This window comes from Roseicyclus persicicus (genome assembly GCF_012395815.1).
In the GTDB taxonomy this organism is placed as follows: Bacteria; Pseudomonadota; Alphaproteobacteria; order Rhodobacterales; family Rhodobacteraceae; genus Roseicyclus; species Roseicyclus persicicus.
The window spans coordinates 398971-414451 of the sequence record NZ_JAAZQQ010000002.1; the positions used below are offsets into that span (position 1 = coordinate 398971).

General features: G+C 70.6%; 19 protein-coding genes. 10 read left to right on the top strand and 9 right to left on the bottom strand.

Annotated features, from left to right (window positions below):
* Positions 1 to 11: 11 nt before the first annotated feature.
* Positions 12 to 1496: an Asp-tRNA(Asn)/Glu-tRNA(Gln) amidotransferase subunit GatA gene (gene gatA / locus HCU73_RS07240; protein WP_168622757.1), complete on the bottom strand. Its 1485-nt coding sequence runs from the start codon at positions 1494 to 1496 to the stop codon at positions 12 to 14.
* Positions 1497 to 1498: 2 nt separating this feature from the next.
* Entirely contained in the window at positions 1499 to 1786 is a 288-nt protein-coding gene (gene gatC, locus HCU73_RS07245; protein ID WP_168622758.1) for an Asp-tRNA(Asn)/Glu-tRNA(Gln) amidotransferase subunit GatC, read from the bottom strand.
* 211 nt (positions 1787 to 1997) lie between these two features.
* Between gatC and HCU73_RS07250 the strand changes: the two genes are divergently transcribed.
* Both HCU73_RS07250 and HCU73_RS07255 read left to right on the top strand, forming a co-directional pair.
* On the top strand, positions 1998 to 2210 hold the full coding sequence (locus HCU73_RS07250) for a hypothetical protein (protein ID WP_168622759.1): 213 nt from the start codon (positions 1998 to 2000) through the stop codon (positions 2208 to 2210).
* Between the two features lie 69 nt (positions 2211 to 2279).
* Positions 2280 to 2972 carry a metal-dependent hydrolase gene (locus HCU73_RS07255; protein WP_168622760.1) on the top strand — a complete coding sequence of 231 codons (693 nt, stop codon included), beginning with the start codon at positions 2280 to 2282 and terminating at the stop codon, positions 2970 to 2972.
* Between the two features lie 83 nt (positions 2973 to 3055).
* Here HCU73_RS07255 and HCU73_RS07260 read toward each other — a convergent pair whose 3' ends face one another.
* From HCU73_RS07260 to HCU73_RS07280, 5 genes are all read right to left on the bottom strand, one after another.
* Entirely contained in the window at positions 3056 to 3562 is a 507-nt protein-coding gene (locus tag HCU73_RS07260; protein WP_168622761.1) for a GNAT family N-acetyltransferase, read from the bottom strand.
* Positions 3563 to 3647: 85 nt separating this feature from the next.
* A complete protein-coding gene (gene rpmG / locus HCU73_RS07265; RefSeq protein ID WP_005630270.1) occupies positions 3648 to 3815 on the bottom strand; it encodes a 50S ribosomal protein L33 in 168 nt (55 codons plus the stop codon).
* Between the two features lie 101 nt (positions 3816 to 3916).
* The gene (chrA, locus tag HCU73_RS07270) at positions 3917 to 5242 is read right to left on the bottom strand and encodes a chromate efflux transporter (RefSeq protein ID WP_168622762.1); all 1326 of its coding nucleotides are present in this window, start codon (positions 5240 to 5242) and stop codon (positions 3917 to 3919) included.
* Between the two features lie 112 nt (positions 5243 to 5354).
* Positions 5355 to 6137: a Bax inhibitor-1/YccA family protein gene (locus HCU73_RS07275; protein WP_168622763.1), complete on the bottom strand. Its 783-nt coding sequence runs from the start codon at positions 6135 to 6137 to the stop codon at positions 5355 to 5357.
* 185 nt (positions 6138 to 6322) lie between these two features.
* Positions 6323 to 6538 carry a DUF1127 domain-containing protein gene (locus HCU73_RS07280; protein ID WP_168622764.1) on the bottom strand — a complete coding sequence of 72 codons (216 nt, stop codon included), beginning with the start codon at positions 6536 to 6538 and terminating at the stop codon, positions 6323 to 6325.
* Between the two features lie 121 nt (positions 6539 to 6659).
* Here HCU73_RS07280 and HCU73_RS07285 point away from each other — a divergent pair, with 121 nt between their 5' ends.
* Entirely contained in the window at positions 6660 to 7514 is an 855-nt protein-coding gene (locus HCU73_RS07285; protein WP_168622765.1) for a LysR family transcriptional regulator, read from the top strand.
* A gap of 4 nt (positions 7515 to 7518) precedes the next feature.
* Here HCU73_RS07285 and HCU73_RS07290 read toward each other — a convergent pair whose 3' ends face one another.
* Entirely contained in the window at positions 7519 to 8478 is a 960-nt protein-coding gene (locus HCU73_RS07290; protein ID WP_168622766.1) for an NADPH:quinone oxidoreductase family protein, read from the bottom strand.
* A 310-nt stretch (positions 8479 to 8788) separates the two neighbouring features.
* Here HCU73_RS07290 and HCU73_RS07295 point away from each other — a divergent pair, with 310 nt between their 5' ends.
* From HCU73_RS07295 to HCU73_RS07310, 4 genes are all read left to right on the top strand, one after another.
* Positions 8789 to 9172 carry a helix-turn-helix domain-containing protein gene (locus HCU73_RS07295; RefSeq protein ID WP_168622767.1) on the top strand — a complete coding sequence of 128 codons (384 nt, stop codon included), beginning with the start codon at positions 8789 to 8791 and terminating at the stop codon, positions 9170 to 9172.
* A gap of 80 nt (positions 9173 to 9252) precedes the next feature.
* Positions 9253 to 10092, top strand: a complete 840-nt coding sequence (hisN, locus tag HCU73_RS07300) for a histidinol-phosphatase (RefSeq protein WP_239025476.1) — start codon at positions 9253 to 9255, stop codon at positions 10090 to 10092.
* The gene (locus HCU73_RS07305) at positions 10085 to 11428 is read left to right on the top strand and encodes an 8-oxoguanine deaminase (protein ID WP_168622769.1); all 1344 of its coding nucleotides are present in this window, start codon (positions 10085 to 10087) and stop codon (positions 11426 to 11428) included. Before hisN ends, HCU73_RS07305 begins: the two co-directional genes overlap by 8 nt.
* Positions 11429 to 11619: 191 nt before the next feature.
* Positions 11620 to 12084, top strand: a complete 465-nt coding sequence (locus HCU73_RS07310) for a CAP domain-containing protein (protein WP_168622770.1) — start codon at positions 11620 to 11622, stop codon at positions 12082 to 12084.
* Positions 12085 to 12146: 62 nt separating this feature from the next.
* Here HCU73_RS07310 and ilvC read toward each other — a convergent pair whose 3' ends face one another.
* A complete protein-coding gene (gene ilvC, locus HCU73_RS07315; RefSeq protein ID WP_168622771.1) occupies positions 12147 to 13169 on the bottom strand; it encodes a ketol-acid reductoisomerase in 1023 nt (340 codons plus the stop codon).
* 137 nt (positions 13170 to 13306) lie between these two features.
* Between ilvC and HCU73_RS07320 the strand changes: the two genes are divergently transcribed.
* The 3 genes from HCU73_RS07320 to HCU73_RS07330 all read left to right on the top strand — a co-directional run bounded on the left by HCU73_RS07320 (position 13307) and on the right by HCU73_RS07330 (position 15478).
* Positions 13307 to 13762: an Lrp/AsnC family transcriptional regulator gene (locus HCU73_RS07320; RefSeq protein ID WP_168622772.1), complete on the top strand. Its 456-nt coding sequence runs from the start codon at positions 13307 to 13309 to the stop codon at positions 13760 to 13762.
* Complete coding sequence (locus HCU73_RS07325; RefSeq protein ID WP_168622773.1) at positions 13759 to 14217, top strand: Lrp/AsnC ligand binding domain-containing protein; 459 nt, start codon at positions 13759 to 13761, stop codon at positions 14215 to 14217. The genes HCU73_RS07320 and HCU73_RS07325 overlap by 4 nt, the downstream gene beginning before the upstream one ends.
* Before the next feature lie 130 nt (positions 14218 to 14347).
* Positions 14348 to 15478 carry an aminotransferase class V-fold PLP-dependent enzyme gene (locus tag HCU73_RS07330; RefSeq protein WP_168622774.1) on the top strand — a complete coding sequence of 377 codons (1131 nt, stop codon included), beginning with the start codon at positions 14348 to 14350 and terminating at the stop codon, positions 15476 to 15478.
* Positions 15479 to 15481 lie beyond the last annotated feature (3 nt).

The following is a 15481-nucleotide window of genomic DNA, read 5'->3' on the forward strand; positions in this document are numbered from 1 at the left end:
TTTCGGGCAGGTTACCACCATTTCGCGGGTTTCGCCACAAATCCGGCGGCCTGCTCCAGCGCGTAGCCGATGTTGAGCAGCTCGCCCTCTTCCCAGGGCTTGCCGATCAGCTGCAGCCCGAGCGGCAGGCCGGCCGCGTCGAGCCCCGCGGGCACGGCGAGGCCCGGCAGCCCGGCGAGGTTCACGGTCACGGTGAAGACGTCGTTCAGGTACATCTCGACCGGGTCGCTGTGTTTCTTGCCCAGCTCGAAGGCCGCCGACGGCGTCGCGGGCGTCAGGATCGCGTCGACGCCGGCGGCGAAGGCCTCTTCGAAGTCGCGCTTGATGAGGGTGCGGACCTTGCGGGCGCGGTTGTAGTAGGCGTCGTAGTAGCCCGCCGACAGGACGTAGGTGCCGACCATCACGCGGCGGCGCACCTCGGGGCCGAAGCCCTCGGCGCGGGTCTTCTCGTACATCTCGGTGACGCCGTCGCCCTGCGCGAGCTTGGCCCGGTAGCCGTAGCGGACCCCGTCGTAGCGGGCGAGGTTCGACGACGCCTCGGCCGGCGCGATGACGTAGTAGGCGGGCAGCGCGTATTTCGTGTGCGGCAGGCTGATGTCGCGGATCACGGCGCCGGCGTCGGCCAGCATCTCGCGGCCGCGGGCCCAGAGCGCCTCGATCTCGGCGGGCATCCCGTCCATGCGGTATTCGCGCGGAATGCCGATGACCTTGCCGCGGATGTCGCCGGTCAGCATGGCCTCGAAATCGGGGACGGGCAGGTCGGCGGAGGTGGAATCCTTCGGGTCGTGGCCCATCATCGCCGCGCCCATGATGGCCGCGTCGCGCACCGTCTTGGTCATCGGGCCCGCCTGGTCGAGCGACGAGGCGAAGGCGACGATGCCCCAGCGCGAGCAGCGGCCGTAGGTGGGCTTCAGCCCCACGATGCCGGTGAAGGCGGCGGGCTGGCGGATCGAGCCGCCGGTGTCGGTGCCGGTGGCCGCGAGACAGAGGTCGGCGGCCACGGCGGCGGCGGACCCGCCCGAGGACCCGCCCGGCGTCAGCGCGGCGTCGGAGTTGCCGGCGCGCCAGGGGTTCACGGCGTTGCCGTAGACCGAGGTCTCGTTCGACGAGCCCATGGCGAACTCGTCCATGTTCAGCTTGCCCAGCATGACGGCGCCCGCGTCGCGCAGCTGCGCGGAGACGGTCGATTCATAGGGCGGGCGGAAGCCTTCGAGGATCTTCGAGGCGGCCTGGGACGGCACGCCCTCGGTGCAGAACAGGTCCTTGATGCCCACGGGGATGCCGCACAGGTCGGGCGCGTCGCCCGCGGCCAGCCGCGCATCGGCGGCGCGGGCGCGGTCCAGCGCGATCTCGGGCGTCTTGTGGACGAAGGCGCCCAGCGCGTCGGCGGCGTCGATGGCGGCGAGGCAGGCCTCGGTCAGCGCGACGGCGGTCGTGTCGCCCCGGCGGAGCGCGTCGCGGGCCTCGGCGATGGTCAGTTTCGTCAGGTCGGACATGGTCACTCCACCACCTTGGGCACCGCGAAAAAGCCCTCGCGCGCGTCGGGCGCGTTGGCCAGCACCTGCGCCTGCCGGTCGCCATCGGTCACCGCGTCCACGCGGCGGGCGAGCCGCATCGGCGTCACGCTGACCATCGGCTCCACGTCGCTCACGTCCAGCTCCTGCAGCTGCTCGATGAAGCCGAGGATGGCGTTGAACTCGTCGGCGAGCGCGGGCAGGTCGGCCTCCTCGACCCGGATCCGGGCGAGCTTGGCGACCTTGGCGGCGGTGGCGCGGTCGATGGACATCTCTCGGGGCCTCCAGAGCGGGAACAGGGCGCGGTTTAGCGGCGTGCCGCGCGGCCCGCAAGCATGTGTCCGGGCCCGGCCCGCGGCGCGGGCGATTTTCGCGGCCGCGGGACGAAATCACCCCACACCTGCCGCATTGTTGCCGGGATCGAAAGCGAAGCTGACCGGGCAACGTCACCGTCACCGGTCCCAGCCAGCGGGGTATCCGATCATGCTTTTCCTGCGCGCCGTCGCAAACATCCTGTTCCCCGCGGTGGCGGGCTTCGTCATCACGATCCAGTTGCTCCTGCCGCTGTCGATGTCGATGTTCCCCGCCCTGCAGCCCACCGCCCTCGCGCTGATCCCGGCCTCGGGGCTGGTGACGGCGCTGTTGTGCCTCGGCCACCTCGCCGTCCGGCGCCTGCTGGCCCGCGCCGGGGCCTGAGCCCTTTCCCCCCGGCCCGACGCGCGGCTATCCTGCGGCGACGCACTGGCCGCACGGAGGGCAACCGACATGAAATACACCTGGCTGGGACACGCCGGCGTTCGACTGGAGATCGCCGATCAGGTCCTGCTGATCGACCCCTGGGAGCCGGGAAACCCGATGTTTCCCGCCGACCGCCGCGCCGCGGTGTTCGAGGGCGTCACCGCGATCTTCATCACCCACGGGCATGACGACCACACCGGCGGCGTGGCCGAGCTGGCGCGGTCGCTGGACGTGCCGGTCTACGGCATGGTCGAGCTGATGGGCCGCTGGGGCGCGGCGCACGGGCTGAAGGCCAACGGCTTCAACAAGGGCGGCACGGTGCGGCTGGGCGAGGTCGCGGTGACGATGGTGAACGCCACCCATTCCTCGTCGATGTCGGGGCCGGACGGCCCGGTCTTCGTCGGCACCGAGGCGGGCTACATCATCGAGGGTGCCGGCCGCGGCGTCTACGTGTCCGGGGACACCGACGTGATGGCCGACATGAAGGTCTGGGCCGACATCCACGCCCCCGACGTGGGCATCCTGTGCGCCGGCGGGCACTACACCATGGACATGAAGCGGGCGGCCTACGCGGCGTCGAAGCTGTTCAGCTTCAAGACGGTGATTCCCTATCACTACCGGACCTTCCCGCTGCTGGAGCAGTCGGCGGCCGCGCTGAAGGCGGCACTGCCGGGGGTGCGGGTGCTCGACCCCGACCCGGGGGTGACTGTGGAGCTGTGAGCCGCCAGTCTCTTGCAAGAGACTGGCAAGGCCCTTGCAAGGGCCTTGGCAAGATCCTTGCAAGGATCTTGCCCGCGCGCCGGTCAGAGCAGGCGCTCCATCTCCACCGCCGGGAAGGTGATGCCGGGGGCGAGGCGCACGGCGATCTCGCCCCGGGTGCGGAACCCCATGGCGGTGTAGAGGGGCACCGCCGTCAGGGTCGACTGGCACACCATCCGCTCCACCCCCGCGGCCAGCGCCTCGGCCAGCACGCGGGTCAGGATCGCCTGCGCCAGCCCCTTGCGCAGGTGCGCGGGGTGCGTCGCCACGTGGCGGACGTGCCCGATCTCGGGCCGGCCCGCGCCGCCCTGCGGCGCCCCGCGCGACCAGCCGCCCGCCGCCAGCGCCCGGCCATCGCCGTCCTCGGCCATGTAGTAGCTGCCCGAGCGCAGGAGCGCCGGGTTCGCGCGGGAGATGATGGGCAGCGCCGTGACCAGCACCGAGGGCGCGTAGTCGCGCTTCAGGATCGACGGGTAGCTCGCCGCAAGCAGGGCGTCGACGGCGGCAAGGTCATGGGCGTGGGTCGGTCTGATCGTGATCTCGTCGGCCATCTCGGGGCCTCCTGACGGTCGAAAAACGAAAAAGGGCCGCGTCGGTGTCCCGGCGCGGCCCTCAGGTCGGATATGGAAGCGCAGATTACTTGATCTTGCCTTCCTTGTATTCGACGTGCTTGCGCGCCACCGGATCGTACTTTCGTACGGTCATCTTCTCGGTCATGGTGCGGGCGTTCTTCTTGGTCACGTAGAAGTGGCCCGTCCCGGCGGTCGAGTTGAGGCGGATCTTGATGGTCGTCGGCTTCGCCATGGGTCGGGCTCCTGCGGTCAATTCGGGGCGCGGCGGCGGCGCCGCGCGGAAACTCTCTTGAGACCGTGCCTTTTACTTGGCGCGGGCGGCGAGTCAACACCTCAAATCCCGGTCGTGGCCCAGCTGAGGCCAAGACCCGCCAGCGCCATCAGCGGCAGCACCTTCAGAAGGTCGAGCCGCAGGCCCCAGAGCAGCCCCGCGGCCAGCACCGTCAGCCCCAGCGCGGCGACATCGAGGCTGGCGAGCACCGGCAGGCGCAGCCCGCCAGGTCCGGGGGCGTGCTCGGCGAACAGGACATGCAGCCCGAACCACAGCGACAGGTTCAGGATCACCCCCACCACCGCCGCCGTGATCGCCGACAGCGCCCCGGTCAGGCGCGGCCGGGTGGCGATCCAGTCGACGTAAGGCGCGCCGACGAAGATCCACAGGAAGCAGGGCGCGAAGGTGACCCAGAGCGTGACCACCGCGGCGGCGAGGCCCATCGCCCAGCCCCCCGCCTGCGCGCCGGCAAGGAAGGCCACGAATTCCGTCACCAGGATCAGCGGCCCGGGCGTGGTCTCGGCCAGCCCCATCGCGTCCATCATCTGCGCCGTGGTCAGCCAGCCGTGGGTGCCCACCACCTCCTGCACCATGTAGGCAAGCACCGCGTAGGCCCCGCCGAAGGTGACGACCGCGAGCTTGGCGAAGAACAGCCCGATCTCGGCCAGGAGGCCCCCCGGCGCCACCACCCACAGCGCCGCCAGCGGCAGGAGCCAGATCGCCCCCCAGACCGCCACCACCCGCCCCGTGTCGCGCAGCGCCACGCGGGGCGGCGCGGGGCCGTCGGCCGGCGCGGTCCCCAGCGTCAGCGCGCCCAGCACCGCGGCGGCCAGGATCACGACGGGGAAGGGCACCTGCCCCACGGCCAGCGCGAGGAAGGCCGCCCCCGCGATGGCCCAGGCCAGCGGCCGCGTCAGCGCCTTCTTCGCGACCTTGCGCAGCGCCTGCAGGACGATCACGATGACCGCGGCCTTGATCCCGAGGAACAGCGCCTGCACCAGCGGCAGGTCGCCGACGCCCGCGTAGAGCGACGCCAGCGCCAGGATCACCGCCGCCCCCGGCAGCACGAACAGGAGCCCCGCGATCAGCCCGCCGCGCAGCCCCGCCAGCCGCCAGCCGGAATAGGTGGCCAGCTGCATCGCCTCGGGGCCCGGCAGCAACATGCAGAAGCTGAGCGCGGTCAGGAACTGCCGCTCGGTCAGCCATGGCCGGTCCTCGACCAGCTCCTTGTGCATCAGCGCGATCTGCGCCGCGGGCCCCCCGAAGGACAGCACGCCGATCCGCGCGAAGACGCGGGTGATGTCGGCCAGGCCCGGCGGGGCGACCGGCGGGGCGGCAGGGGCGTCGGCGGGGCCGGAGGCAGGGGCAGGGGCAGGCGTGTCCGTCATGTCGCAGCCATATGGCAAGGGGCCGGGCGCCGCCCCGTGAAGTTTCCGTGACGCCACGAAAAAAGGGCCGGGAGTGTATCCCGGCCCTGTTCGGAACGCTGTGGCGCAGGGGTTATTCCTGCTGCCCCATGAACATGAGCAGGAACTGGAACATGTTCAGGAACGAGATGTAGAGGTTCAGCGACCCGTCGATCGCGGCCTTGTCCAGCCATTCCTGGTCGCCGTGCACGGCGTGCGCGACGTAGGTCGACTTGATCTCCTGGGTGTGGAAGGCGGTCAGGCCCGCGAAGATCAGGATGCCGATGGCCGAGATCGCGAACATCATCGCCGGCGACTGCAGGAAGATGTTGATGATCATCGCCACGATCAGGCCGATCACGCCCATGATCAGGAAGCTGCCCATGCCCGACAGGTCGCGCTTCGTGGTGTAGCCCCAGAGGCTGAGGCCTGCGAAGGCGATGGCGGTCACGAGGAAGGTCTGCACGATCGAGTAGGACGTGAAGACGAGGAAGATCGAGCTCATCGACACGCCCATGACGGCCGCGAAGACGAAGAAGCCCAGCGACACCGCCGCGGCCGAGCCGCGCCGCATCAGGGCGCCCCAGCCGAACAGGATAAACGCCAGCGGCGCGAACATCACCACCCAGCGCAGCGGCGTGGTGTAGAGCAGCTCGCCCAGCCCCGTCAGGTACTGGCCGTCGCGCAGCGCGACGGTCGCGCCGGTCGGGTCGCTGGTGACGGCGAGGTTGGCGATCGCCCAGGCGGCGCCGGCCGTGATCAGCATGCCACCGGACATGGTGGCATAGACCTTGTTCATGTGGGCGCGCAGGCCCTCGTCGATCTGGGCGGCACGGGCGCCGGAGACGCCGGCCCGGATCGTCTGGTAGTCAGCCATGTATCCCTCCTAAAGACACTGTACGGGCAGGGCCGCCGGCGCGATCGCGCGCGCGGGCCACCCATCCTTGAGTCGAATATTGGCGACATGGCCTTGGTTTTCAAGAAAGTGACGCCGCAGCGGGGGGCTGCGGCGCCATAGTTTTTTCCTATCCCTTCGGCGGGAAAGACGGGGCAGGCCCCGTGTCAGCGCAGGCCGAGCAGGCCCACGTCCCAGCCGGGCTGCACGTCGACCTGGGCGGCCGCGGGCTGCGGCAGGCCGAAGTCACGGCGCTGGCGGGCGTCGAGCCGGCTCAGGCTGCGGCGGCTTTGCCAGGCGGCGAGCCAGGCGCCGAGCCGGGTGAGGGGGGAGGCGGCACCGCCCATGGCGGCCGCCCCATGCGATGCCATGATGTCGGTCATCGGGTAGTCCTTTCGCGAGTCGTGATCCAAGAACAGGGGGAGATTTCGATGCTTGATATATGTGAGCAGTTATGCATGTTGAAAGTGAATGTTTCTGATTTTTGAGATCACAGGACGTGATATGCCGCGCAACCTCGACCTGACCGCCCTCCGCGCCTTCGTGGCCGTCGCCGACGCCGGCGGCGTGACCAAGGCCTCGGGCTACCTGAACCTGACGCAATCGGCGGTTTCCATGCAGATCAAGCGCTTGGAGGAGATGCTGGACGTCGGCCTGTTCGACCGCTCGACCCGCCGGCTGGTGCTGACGGGGCCGGGCGAACAGATGCTGGGCTATGCCCGGCGGATGCTGGAGCTGAACGACGAGGTGCTGCAGCGCCTGACCGCGTCGGATTACGAGGGCGTCCTGACGCTGGGCGTGCCGCACGACATCGTCTACCCGGCGATCCCGCAGGTGCTGCACCGGCTGGCGGTGGATTTCCCGCGGGTGAAGGTGCAGCTGATCTCGTCCTACACCGAGCGGCTCAAGCGCATGTTCGCCCGTGGCGAGCTCGACGCGATCCTGACCACCGAGGCCGATTGCGACGCCGGCGGCGAGACGCTGATCACCCGCTCGCTGGTCTGGGTGGGGGCCGAGGGCGGGCAGATGTGGAAGCAGCGGCCGCTGCGGCTCGCCTTCGAACATGCCTGCATCTTCCGGTCCTCGGTGCAGGCGGCGCTGGACCGGGCGGGCATCCCCTGGGAGATGGCGGTGGAAAGCGATTCGACCCGCACGGTCGAGGCGTCGATCTCGGCCGACCTGGCCGTCCACGCCTGCATCGAAGGGACCGAGCCGCCCTACGTGGAACGCGTGTCCCACGGCGGCGCCTTGCCGATGCTGCCGCAGATCCGCATCAACCTGTACCGTTCCGAGCTGAACCAGGGCCGCCCGCTGGATGCGCTGTGCGAACTGACGCGGGCGTCCTTCCGCAGCCTCTGAGCGGTCACATCGTGACGACCACCTTGCCCGTGCTGCGCCGGCTTTTCAGGAGCGCCAGCGCCTCGGCGGCCCGCTCCAGCGGGAAGGTGGCGCTGACATGGGGGCGGATGCGGCCGGCCGCGTAGAGCGCCATCAGCTCGGACAGGCTGGCCGTCAGCACCTCGGGGGCAAAGCGCAGGTAGCCGCCCCAGTACAGGCCCAGGACGGAAATGTTCTTGACCAGGAGCAGGTTGGCCGGGATCTGGGGGACCTCGCCGCTGGCGAAGCCGATCACCAGCACCCGCCCCTCGGGCCGCGCCGCCCTGAGCGCCGCGTCGAAGGCCGCGCCGCCCACCGCATCGTAGACCACGTCGACCCCGCCCAGCGCCTTGAGCGCGGCGCGCAGGTCCGCCGTCTCGCTGTCGATCAGGTGGGTCGCGCCCGCGGCCCGTGCGACGGCCAGCTTGTCGGCGCCGCGGGCCACCGCGATCACCTCGGCGCCCATCACCGCCCCCAGCTCCACCGCCGTCAGCCCGACGCCCCCCGCGGCGCCCAGCACCAGCAGACGCTCGCCCGGCTTCAGCCCGGCGCGGTGCGCCAGCGCCAGGTGCGAGGTGCCATAGGCCACCAGGAACCCCGCCGCCTCCTCGAAGGTCATCGCGTCGGGGATCGGCACCGCGCGGGCCGCCTCGAACACCCCGTATTCGGCCAGCCCCGACTTGCCGGCGAACACCGCGACGCGGGTGCCCGGCGCCGGCCCCCCGACGCCCGGCCCCAGCGCATCGACCACGCCGGACAGCTCCATGCCCAGCGTGAAGGGGGCGGGCGGCGTGTCCTGGTACTGGCCCTTGATCATCAGCAGGTCGGCGAAGTTCAGGCCGCAGGCCGCGATCCGCACCCGGATCTCGCCCGGCCCCGGCTCGGGCAGCGGCAGCTCCGCCAGCCCCGGTTCCGCCCCGATCTCCTGCACCTGAAAGGCCCGCATCGCTTGTCTCCGCCGTGGTTCGGCCCAGCCTAGCCGCCGACCGGGGGCGCGGCCAGAGGGGCGCAAAGGTTAATGCGAGGTTGCGGGACACGCATAAGGCGAGTATGGTTGCCAGAGTGCGCGTTTAAGGGGTCGGCCCGGCCGGAGTGCCCCCGCAAGGTGAACGTGGCGGGGCCGACTCTCCAAAGGATTGATTTCCGACCTCGGCGCGCTATCTGCCAGTCGTCGCCGGTGTCCCGGTGGTGGCTTGCGCCCGGGGTTCGTGTGGCAGGGTGGCAGGTTCTTGGTTTGGCAACAACAGGAGGGGGTCTTGAAGCACCCTGTAGACGTTCATGTCGGAAAGCGGGTCCGACACCGCCGCTGGATGGTCGGAATGACCCAGCAGCAGCTGGCCGAAAAGGTCGGCATCAAGTTCCAGCAGATCCAGAAATACGAGACCGGCATGAACCGCATCAGCGCCTCGCGCCTGTGGGACATCGCCGAGGCGCTCTCGGTGCCGGTGGCGTATTTCTTCGAGGGGATGGACGGGGCCGACGCCGCGCAGACGACCGATGCGGGCATGGCCGGGGTTCCGGGCGACATCCTTGGCGACAAGGAAGCGCTGGAGCTGGTCCGCTCCTACTACGCGATCCCCGAGAACCAGCGCCGGCGGCTGTTCGAGCTCGCCCGCGTCCTGTCCGACGCCGCCGCCTGACGGCGACCGGCGCTTGACCCCGGTCAGGGGATCGTGTCCCCTCCGCGATGCGTTCCAGACCCGCATCCCCCGGAGGCCCCATGATGGATCCCCTGACCGGAGCCTTGCGCCCCCGGCATGACCAGCCCGACCCCGCCGCGCTGATCGCCGCCGCCCATGCGGTGGCCGACGCCGCGCGGGCCGCGATCCTGCCCCATTTCCGCAGCACGGGCCTCGTCACCGAGGACAAGGGCGTCGGCCGTTTCGACCCTGTGACCGAGGCCGACCGCGCCGCCGAGGCCGCGATGCGCGCCGTGCTTGCCCGGCTGCGCCCCGACGACGCCATTCTCGGCGAGGAGGAGGCGGCGAAACCCGGCACCAGCGGCCTGACCTGGGTCATCGACCCCATCGACGGCACCCGCGCCTTCATGTCCGGCACCCCCAGCTGGGGCGTGCTGATCGCGCTGACCGATGCCGACGGCCCGATCTACGGCCTGATCGACCAGCCCTACATCGGCGAGCGGTTCGAGGGCGGCTTCGGCCGCGCCGCGCTGTCGGGGCCGCAGGGTGCCCGCCCGCTGGCCACGCGCCCGCCCCGCCCGCTGTCCGAGGCGGTGCTGTTCACCACCTTCCCCGAGGTCGGCACGCCGGCCGAGCGCGCGGGCTTCGAGGCGGTGCGCGACCGGGTCCGCCTGACGCGCTACGGCATGGATTGCTACGCCTATGCCCTGGTCGCGGCGGGGCAGGTGGACCTTGTGATCGAGGCCGGCCTCGCCCCTTACGACATCTGCGCCCCCATCGCCGTGATCGAGGCCGCGGGCGGCGTCGTCACCGACTGGCGCGGGCGCCCCGTGCATGGCGGCGGCCGCGCGCTCGCCGCCGCCAACCCCGAGATCCACGCCGCGGCGCTGGCGCTCCTGTCGCAGGTGCCCGATGCCTGAGCTGCTGCTGCGCCGCGCCTCCGTCCTCGTCACGATGGACGACGCGGGCACGGACCTGGCCGGCGCCGACCTCCTGATCCGCGACGGCGCCATCGCGGCGGTGGGGCAGGGGCTGCGGACCACCGGCGAGGTGCTGGACTGCGCCGGCTGCGTGGTGACGCCCGGCCTCGTGAACACGCACCACCACCTCTACCAGTCGTTGACCCGCGCGGTGCCGGGCGCTCAGGACGCGGCGCTCTTCGGCTGGCTGACCACGCTCTACCCGATCTGGGCGCGCTTCACGCCCGAGCACATGCGCGTCTCGGCCTTGACCGGGCTGGCCGAACTGGCGCTGTCGGGTTGCACCCTGTCGTCCGACCACCTCTATCTCTACCCCAACGGCGCGCGGCTCGACGACACCATCGCCGCGGCGGCCGAAATCGGCCTGCGCTTCCACGCCACCCGCGGTGCCATGTCGATCGGACAGTCGCAGGGCGGCCTGCCCCCCGACACGCTGGTCGAGGACGAGGCCGCGATCCTGAAGGACTGCCTCCGCGTCATCGACGCCTTCCACGATCCCGCGCCCGCCTCCCTCATCCGCGTCGGCGTCGCGCCCTGTTCGCCCTTTTCCGTCAGCCGCGAGCTGATGCGAGACGCGGCTCTCCTTGCCCGCGACAAGGGGGTGATGCTGCACACCCACCTCGCCGAGAACGACGAGGACATCGCCTATTCGCTGGAAAAATTCGGCTGCCGCCCCGGCCAGTATGCCGAGGATCTTGGCTGGACCGGCCCCGATGTCTGGCACGCCCATTGCGTGAAGCTCGACGCGGGCGAGATCGACCTTTTCTCCCGCAGCCGGACCGGTGTCGCCCATTGCCCCTGTTCCAACTGCCGCCTCGCCTCGGGCATCGCGCCGGTGCGCGCGATGCGGGACGCGGGCGTGCCGGTGGGCCTTGGCGTCGACGGGTCGGCCTCGAACGACGCGGGCAACCTCGTGGCCGAGGCGCGCATGGCGATGCTGTTGCAGCGGGTCGCGTCGGGGCCCAACGCCATGTCGCCCCGCGAGGCCCTGCGCCTCGCCACCCGCGGCGGCGCCGAGGTGCTGGGACGCGGGGCCGAGCTGGGCCAGCTGGTGCCGGGCTACCGCGCCGACATCGCGGTCTGGGACGTGTCGGGCGTCGAGGCCGCTGGAAGCTGGGATCCCGCCGCGCTGCTGCTGGCCGGCCCGACCCGGGTACGCGACCTCTTGGTCGAGGGGCGCCGGATCGTGGCCGAGGGGCGGATCACGACGCTAGACCTGCCCGTCGTGCTGGAGCATCAGCGGCGTCTTGCCGATGCGCTTGCGCGCGGTGAGTAGCCCAATTCAATTGCATTGACGCTTGGCCAGGGCCGTTTCCGGCTAATTCCTTGCACTTCTGCAAACAACTCCCAATTCCATCCACAGCCTGCCGCCTTGACGCCCCCGGCGGCCCTTACGCCCCCCTTGTGCGGCGCGCGCGCCGGGCTCATCCTGTGGGAAAACACCCCGAGCAGCCCAAAGGCAGACCCATGACCCCCCGCATCCTTGCGTTCGTGCTCCTGTCCGCGCTCGCCGCCTGCGCGCCTGCGCCCGGCACCGAGCGGCTTTCGGCCGGCGCCACCGTCGACATCGCCTCGGCCGGCACCCAGCTTTCGGCGCGGCGCGCCACCCAGGGCATGATCCGGCCCCTGATCCACTCGCCCGCGCTGCAGGCCGCGGCCCAGGCGCAGGCCGACGACCTGCACCGCTCCGGCCGCCTCGGCCATATCGGCGCCGACGGCTCCACCCTGACCGACCGGCTGCAGCGGGCGGGCTACAGCGCCTGCACCTCGGCCGAGAACGTGGCGAACGGCACGCCCGACATCCGGTCCACCGTGGCGCTCTGGATGGACAGCCCCGATCACCGCGCCAACATCCTCAACCCGCAGGTCACCCAGTTCGGCTTTGCCGGCACCGGCGAGACCTGGGTTCTGGTCCTCGCGCGCCCCTGCTGACATGAAAAAGGCGGCCCCGGGTCCTCCCCCGGGGCCGCCCTGCCTCCGCCGCGGCGGGGGCGTCAGTTCTTGGCGCGGTCGACCATCTTGCCCTTGGTGATCCAGGGCATCATGCCGCGCAGCTTGGCGCCGACTTCCTCGATCTGGTGCGCGTCGTTGTTGCGGCGGATCGCCTTGAACGACGGCTGGCCCACGGCGCATTCCTGCATCCAGTCGCGCACGAAACGGCCCTGCTGGATGTCGTCCAGCACCGCCTTCATCCGCGCCTTGGTCTCGTCGTAGGGCAGGATGCGCGGGCCCGAGACATACTCGCCGTACTCGGCGGTGTTCGAGATCGAGTAGTTCATGTTGGCGATGCCGCCCTCGTAGATCAGGTCCACGATCAGCTTCACCTCGTGCAGGCACTCGAAATAGGCCATCTCGGGGGCGTAGCCCGCCTCGACCAGCGTCTCGAAACCCATGCGGATCAGCTCCACGAGGCCGCCGCACAGAACCGCCTGCTCGCCGAAGAGGTCGGTCTCGCACTCTTCCTTGAAGTTGGTCTCGATGATGCCCGAGCGCCCGCCGCCGATGGCCGAGCAGTAGCTGAGGCCGATCTCCAGCGCCTTGCCCGAGGCGTCGTTGTGCACCGCGACCAGGCAGGGCACGCCGCCGCCCTTGACGTATTCGCCGCGCACGGTGTGGCCGGGGCCCTTCGGCGCCATCATGATGACGTCGACGCCGGGCTTCGGCTCGATCAGGCCGAAATGCACGTTCAGGCCGTGGGCAAAGGCGATGGCCGAGCCTTCGCGCAGGTTGTCATGCACGTATTTGCGGTAGGTCTCGGCCTGCAGCTCGTCGGGCATGGTGAACATGATCAGGTCGCACCAGGCCGCGGCCTCGGCGATGCCCATGACCTGCAGCCCCTCGCCCTCGGCCTTCTTGGCCGACGGGGAGCCGGGGCGCAGCGCCACGACCACGTTCTTGGCGCCCGAATCGCGCAGGTTCAGCGCATGGGCATGCCCCTGGGAGCCGTAGCCCAGGATCGCCACCTTCTTGTCCTTGATCAGGTTCACGTCGCAGTCGCGATCGTAGTAAACGCGCATGTCTCTCTCCACTTTGCGTGAGTCGTCTCTGGCGCGCACCATGCCCGTCGGGACCTTGGTCCGCTGCAACGGAATTGGCAAAATCCGGCCCCTGTGTTAGAAAATCATTCGTCTAATTTATCTTTCCGAAAATACGCATGCTCGACGACAGCGACAGGCGCCTCCTGCGCCACCTGCAGGCCGACCCCGGCCAACCCGTGACCCAGCTTTCCGAGGCCGCAGGCCTGCCGCTTGCCACCACCTACAAGCGGCTGGAGCGGTTGCAGGCGCAGGGCATCCTCAAGGGCCAGCGCGCCACGATCCACTGGCCCGCGCTCGGCTACGCGGTCGAGGTCTCGCTCCGCATCACGCTGGACAAGACCGAGCCGCGCGCCTTCGACGAGTTCCTCGCCGCCGCCCGCGCCGTGCCCGAGGTCACCGAGATCCAGACCTTCCTCGGCCGGGTCGACGTGCGGCTGGCCGTCATCGCCCGCACCATGAGCCATTACCAGGACATCTACCGCGACCGCATCCTGACCCTGCCGCACATCGCCGACATCGAGGCGCTGATGCAGGTCGCCACGATCAAGAACCAGCAGACGTTGCCCCTGTGATCGACCTCGACGCCACCGACCGCGCGATCCTGCGCGCCCTGCAGGCCGACGCCACGCTGAAGGCGTCCACGCTCGGCCGCCGCCTCGGCCTCAGCCAGCCCGCCACCTGGCGGCGGGTCAAGCGGCTGACCGATGCAGGCGCGCTGGGGCCGCGCCGGCTCGACCTCGACCTCGAGAAACTGGGCTTCGGCGTCACCGTGTTCCTCGGCGTGAAACTCGCGCTCAAGGGCCGCGTCAGCCTCGAGGATTTCGAGCGCGCGGTGTCCGCGATCCCCGAGGTGCAGACGGTCGAGCATGTGCTGGGCCTCTACGACTACCGCCTGCGCGTCGTCGCCCGCGACCTGCCCGATTTCGAGCGCGTGCTGCGCCGCCGGATCATGACGCTGCCGGGCGTGGGGCAGGTCGAGGCCAACGTGCTTCTGTCCGAGGAACGCCGCCCCGGCCCCCTCGGCTGACGCGGATCGGAAACGCGCGCGCCGATCCGCGCCCGGTCCCGGCCCGCCGCACCGCCCCCGCGACGAAAGACGGTCTGGGCGCGCGCGCCCCGGCCCGCTATCCCACGGGCAGGATTAGGAGGATGCGCCGATGACCGCCCTGCTCGATACCGTCGATCCCGACGGGCTGCTCGAATACTCCGTGGTCTTCACCGACCGCTCGCTCAACCACATGTCCGCCGCCTTCGGGCAGGTGATGCGCGACATCTCGGACATGCTGAAGGAGGTCTACGGCGCCTCCCACGTCGCCCTCGTGCCCGGCGGTGGCACCTTCGCGATGGAGGCCGTCGCGCGCCAGTTCGCGGGCGGGCAGGACGTGCTGGTGGTGCGCAACGGCTGGTTCTCCTTCCGCTGGTCGCAGATCCTGGACGCCGGGCGCTTCGCGGGCGAGGTCACGGTGATGAAGGCGCGGCCCACGGGTAACAGCGCCCAATCGCCCTATGCCCCGGCGCCGATCGAGGAAGTCGTGGCGAAGATCCGCGAGACGCGCCCCGGCATCGTCTTCGCGCCCCATGTCGAGACCTCGGCCGGCATCATCCTGCCCGACGCCTACATCGCCGCGCTGGCGGACGCCGCGCACGAGGTGGGCGCGCTGATGGTGCTCGACTGCATCGCGTCGGGCTGCGCCTGGGTCGACATGGCCGCCACGGGCGTCGACGTCCTGATCTCGGCCCCGCAAAAGGGCTGGTCGGCGCAGCCCTGCGCGGGCCTTGTGATGATGTCCGACCGGGCCAAGGCGCGGTTGGACGAGACGTCCAGCTCCAGCTTCGCCGGCGACCTCAAGGCCTGGGCGGGCATCATGGCGACCTACGAGGCCGGCGGCCATGCCTACCACGCCACCATGCCCACCGACGCGCTGCGCGTGTTCCGCGACACCATGCTGGAGACCCGGGACTACGGTTTCGACCGGCTGAAACAGGCGCAATGGGCGCTGGGCGACGGGGTGCGGGCGATGCTGGCCGAAAAGGGCGTGCGGTCCGTCGCGGCCGAGGGCTGGGGCGCGCCGGGCGTGGTCGTCAGCTACACCGACGACCCGGCGATCAAGTCGGGCGCGGCCTTCCTGGCGCACGGGATGCAGGTGGCGGCGGGCGTCCCGCTGCGGGTGGACGAGCCCGACGGCTTCATGACCTTCCGCATCGGCCTCTTCGGGCTCGACAAGCTCTACGACGTGCCGGCGGCGCTGGCGCGGCTCAAGGCGGTGGTCGACCGGGTCTTTCCCTGAGCC

What these genes read in the sequence shown, in the direction of transcription:
- gatA (WP_168622757.1), bottom strand. Translation starts at nt 1,496, where the DNA reads ATGTCCGACCTGACGAAACTGACCATCGCCGAGGCCCGCGACGCGCTC.
- gatC (WP_168622758.1), bottom strand. Translation starts at nt 1,786, where the DNA reads ATGTCCATCGACCGCGCCACCGCCGCCAAGGTCGCCAAGCTCGCCCGG.
- HCU73_RS07250 (WP_168622759.1), top strand. Translation starts at nt 1,998, where the DNA reads ATGCTTTTCCTGCGCGCCGTCGCAAACATCCTGTTCCCCGCGGTGGCG.
- HCU73_RS07255 (WP_168622760.1), top strand. Translation starts at nt 2,280, where the DNA reads ATGAAATACACCTGGCTGGGACACGCCGGCGTTCGACTGGAGATCGCC.
- HCU73_RS07260 (WP_168622761.1), bottom strand. Translation starts at nt 3,562, where the DNA reads ATGGCCGACGAGATCACGATCAGACCGACCCACGCCCATGACCTTGCC.
- rpmG (WP_005630270.1), bottom strand. Translation starts at nt 3,815, where the DNA reads ATGGCGAAGCCGACGACCATCAAGATCCGCCTCAACTCGACCGCCGGG.
- chrA (WP_168622762.1), bottom strand. Translation starts at nt 5,242, where the DNA reads ATGACGGACACGCCTGCCCCTGCCCCTGCCTCCGGCCCCGCCGACGCC.
- HCU73_RS07275 (WP_168622763.1), bottom strand. Translation starts at nt 6,137, where the DNA reads ATGGCTGACTACCAGACGATCCGGGCCGGCGTCTCCGGCGCCCGTGCC.
- HCU73_RS07280 (WP_168622764.1), bottom strand. Translation starts at nt 6,538, where the DNA reads ATGACCGACATCATGGCATCGCATGGGGCGGCCGCCATGGGCGGTGCC.
- HCU73_RS07285 (WP_168622765.1), top strand. Translation starts at nt 6,660, where the DNA reads ATGCCGCGCAACCTCGACCTGACCGCCCTCCGCGCCTTCGTGGCCGTC.
- HCU73_RS07290 (WP_168622766.1), bottom strand. Translation starts at nt 8,478, where the DNA reads ATGCGGGCCTTTCAGGTGCAGGAGATCGGGGCGGAACCGGGGCTGGCG.
- hisN (WP_239025476.1), top strand. Translation starts at nt 9,253, where the DNA reads ATGATGGATCCCCTGACCGGAGCCTTGCGCCCCCGGCATGACCAGCCC.
- HCU73_RS07305 (WP_168622769.1), top strand. Translation starts at nt 10,085, where the DNA reads ATGCCTGAGCTGCTGCTGCGCCGCGCCTCCGTCCTCGTCACGATGGAC.
- HCU73_RS07310 (WP_168622770.1), top strand. Translation starts at nt 11,620, where the DNA reads ATGACCCCCCGCATCCTTGCGTTCGTGCTCCTGTCCGCGCTCGCCGCC.
- ilvC (WP_168622771.1), bottom strand. Translation starts at nt 13,169, where the DNA reads ATGCGCGTTTACTACGATCGCGACTGCGACGTGAACCTGATCAAGGAC.
- HCU73_RS07320 (WP_168622772.1), top strand. Translation starts at nt 13,307, where the DNA reads ATGCTCGACGACAGCGACAGGCGCCTCCTGCGCCACCTGCAGGCCGAC.
- HCU73_RS07330 (WP_168622774.1), top strand. Translation starts at nt 14,348, where the DNA reads ATGACCGCCCTGCTCGATACCGTCGATCCCGACGGGCTGCTCGAATAC.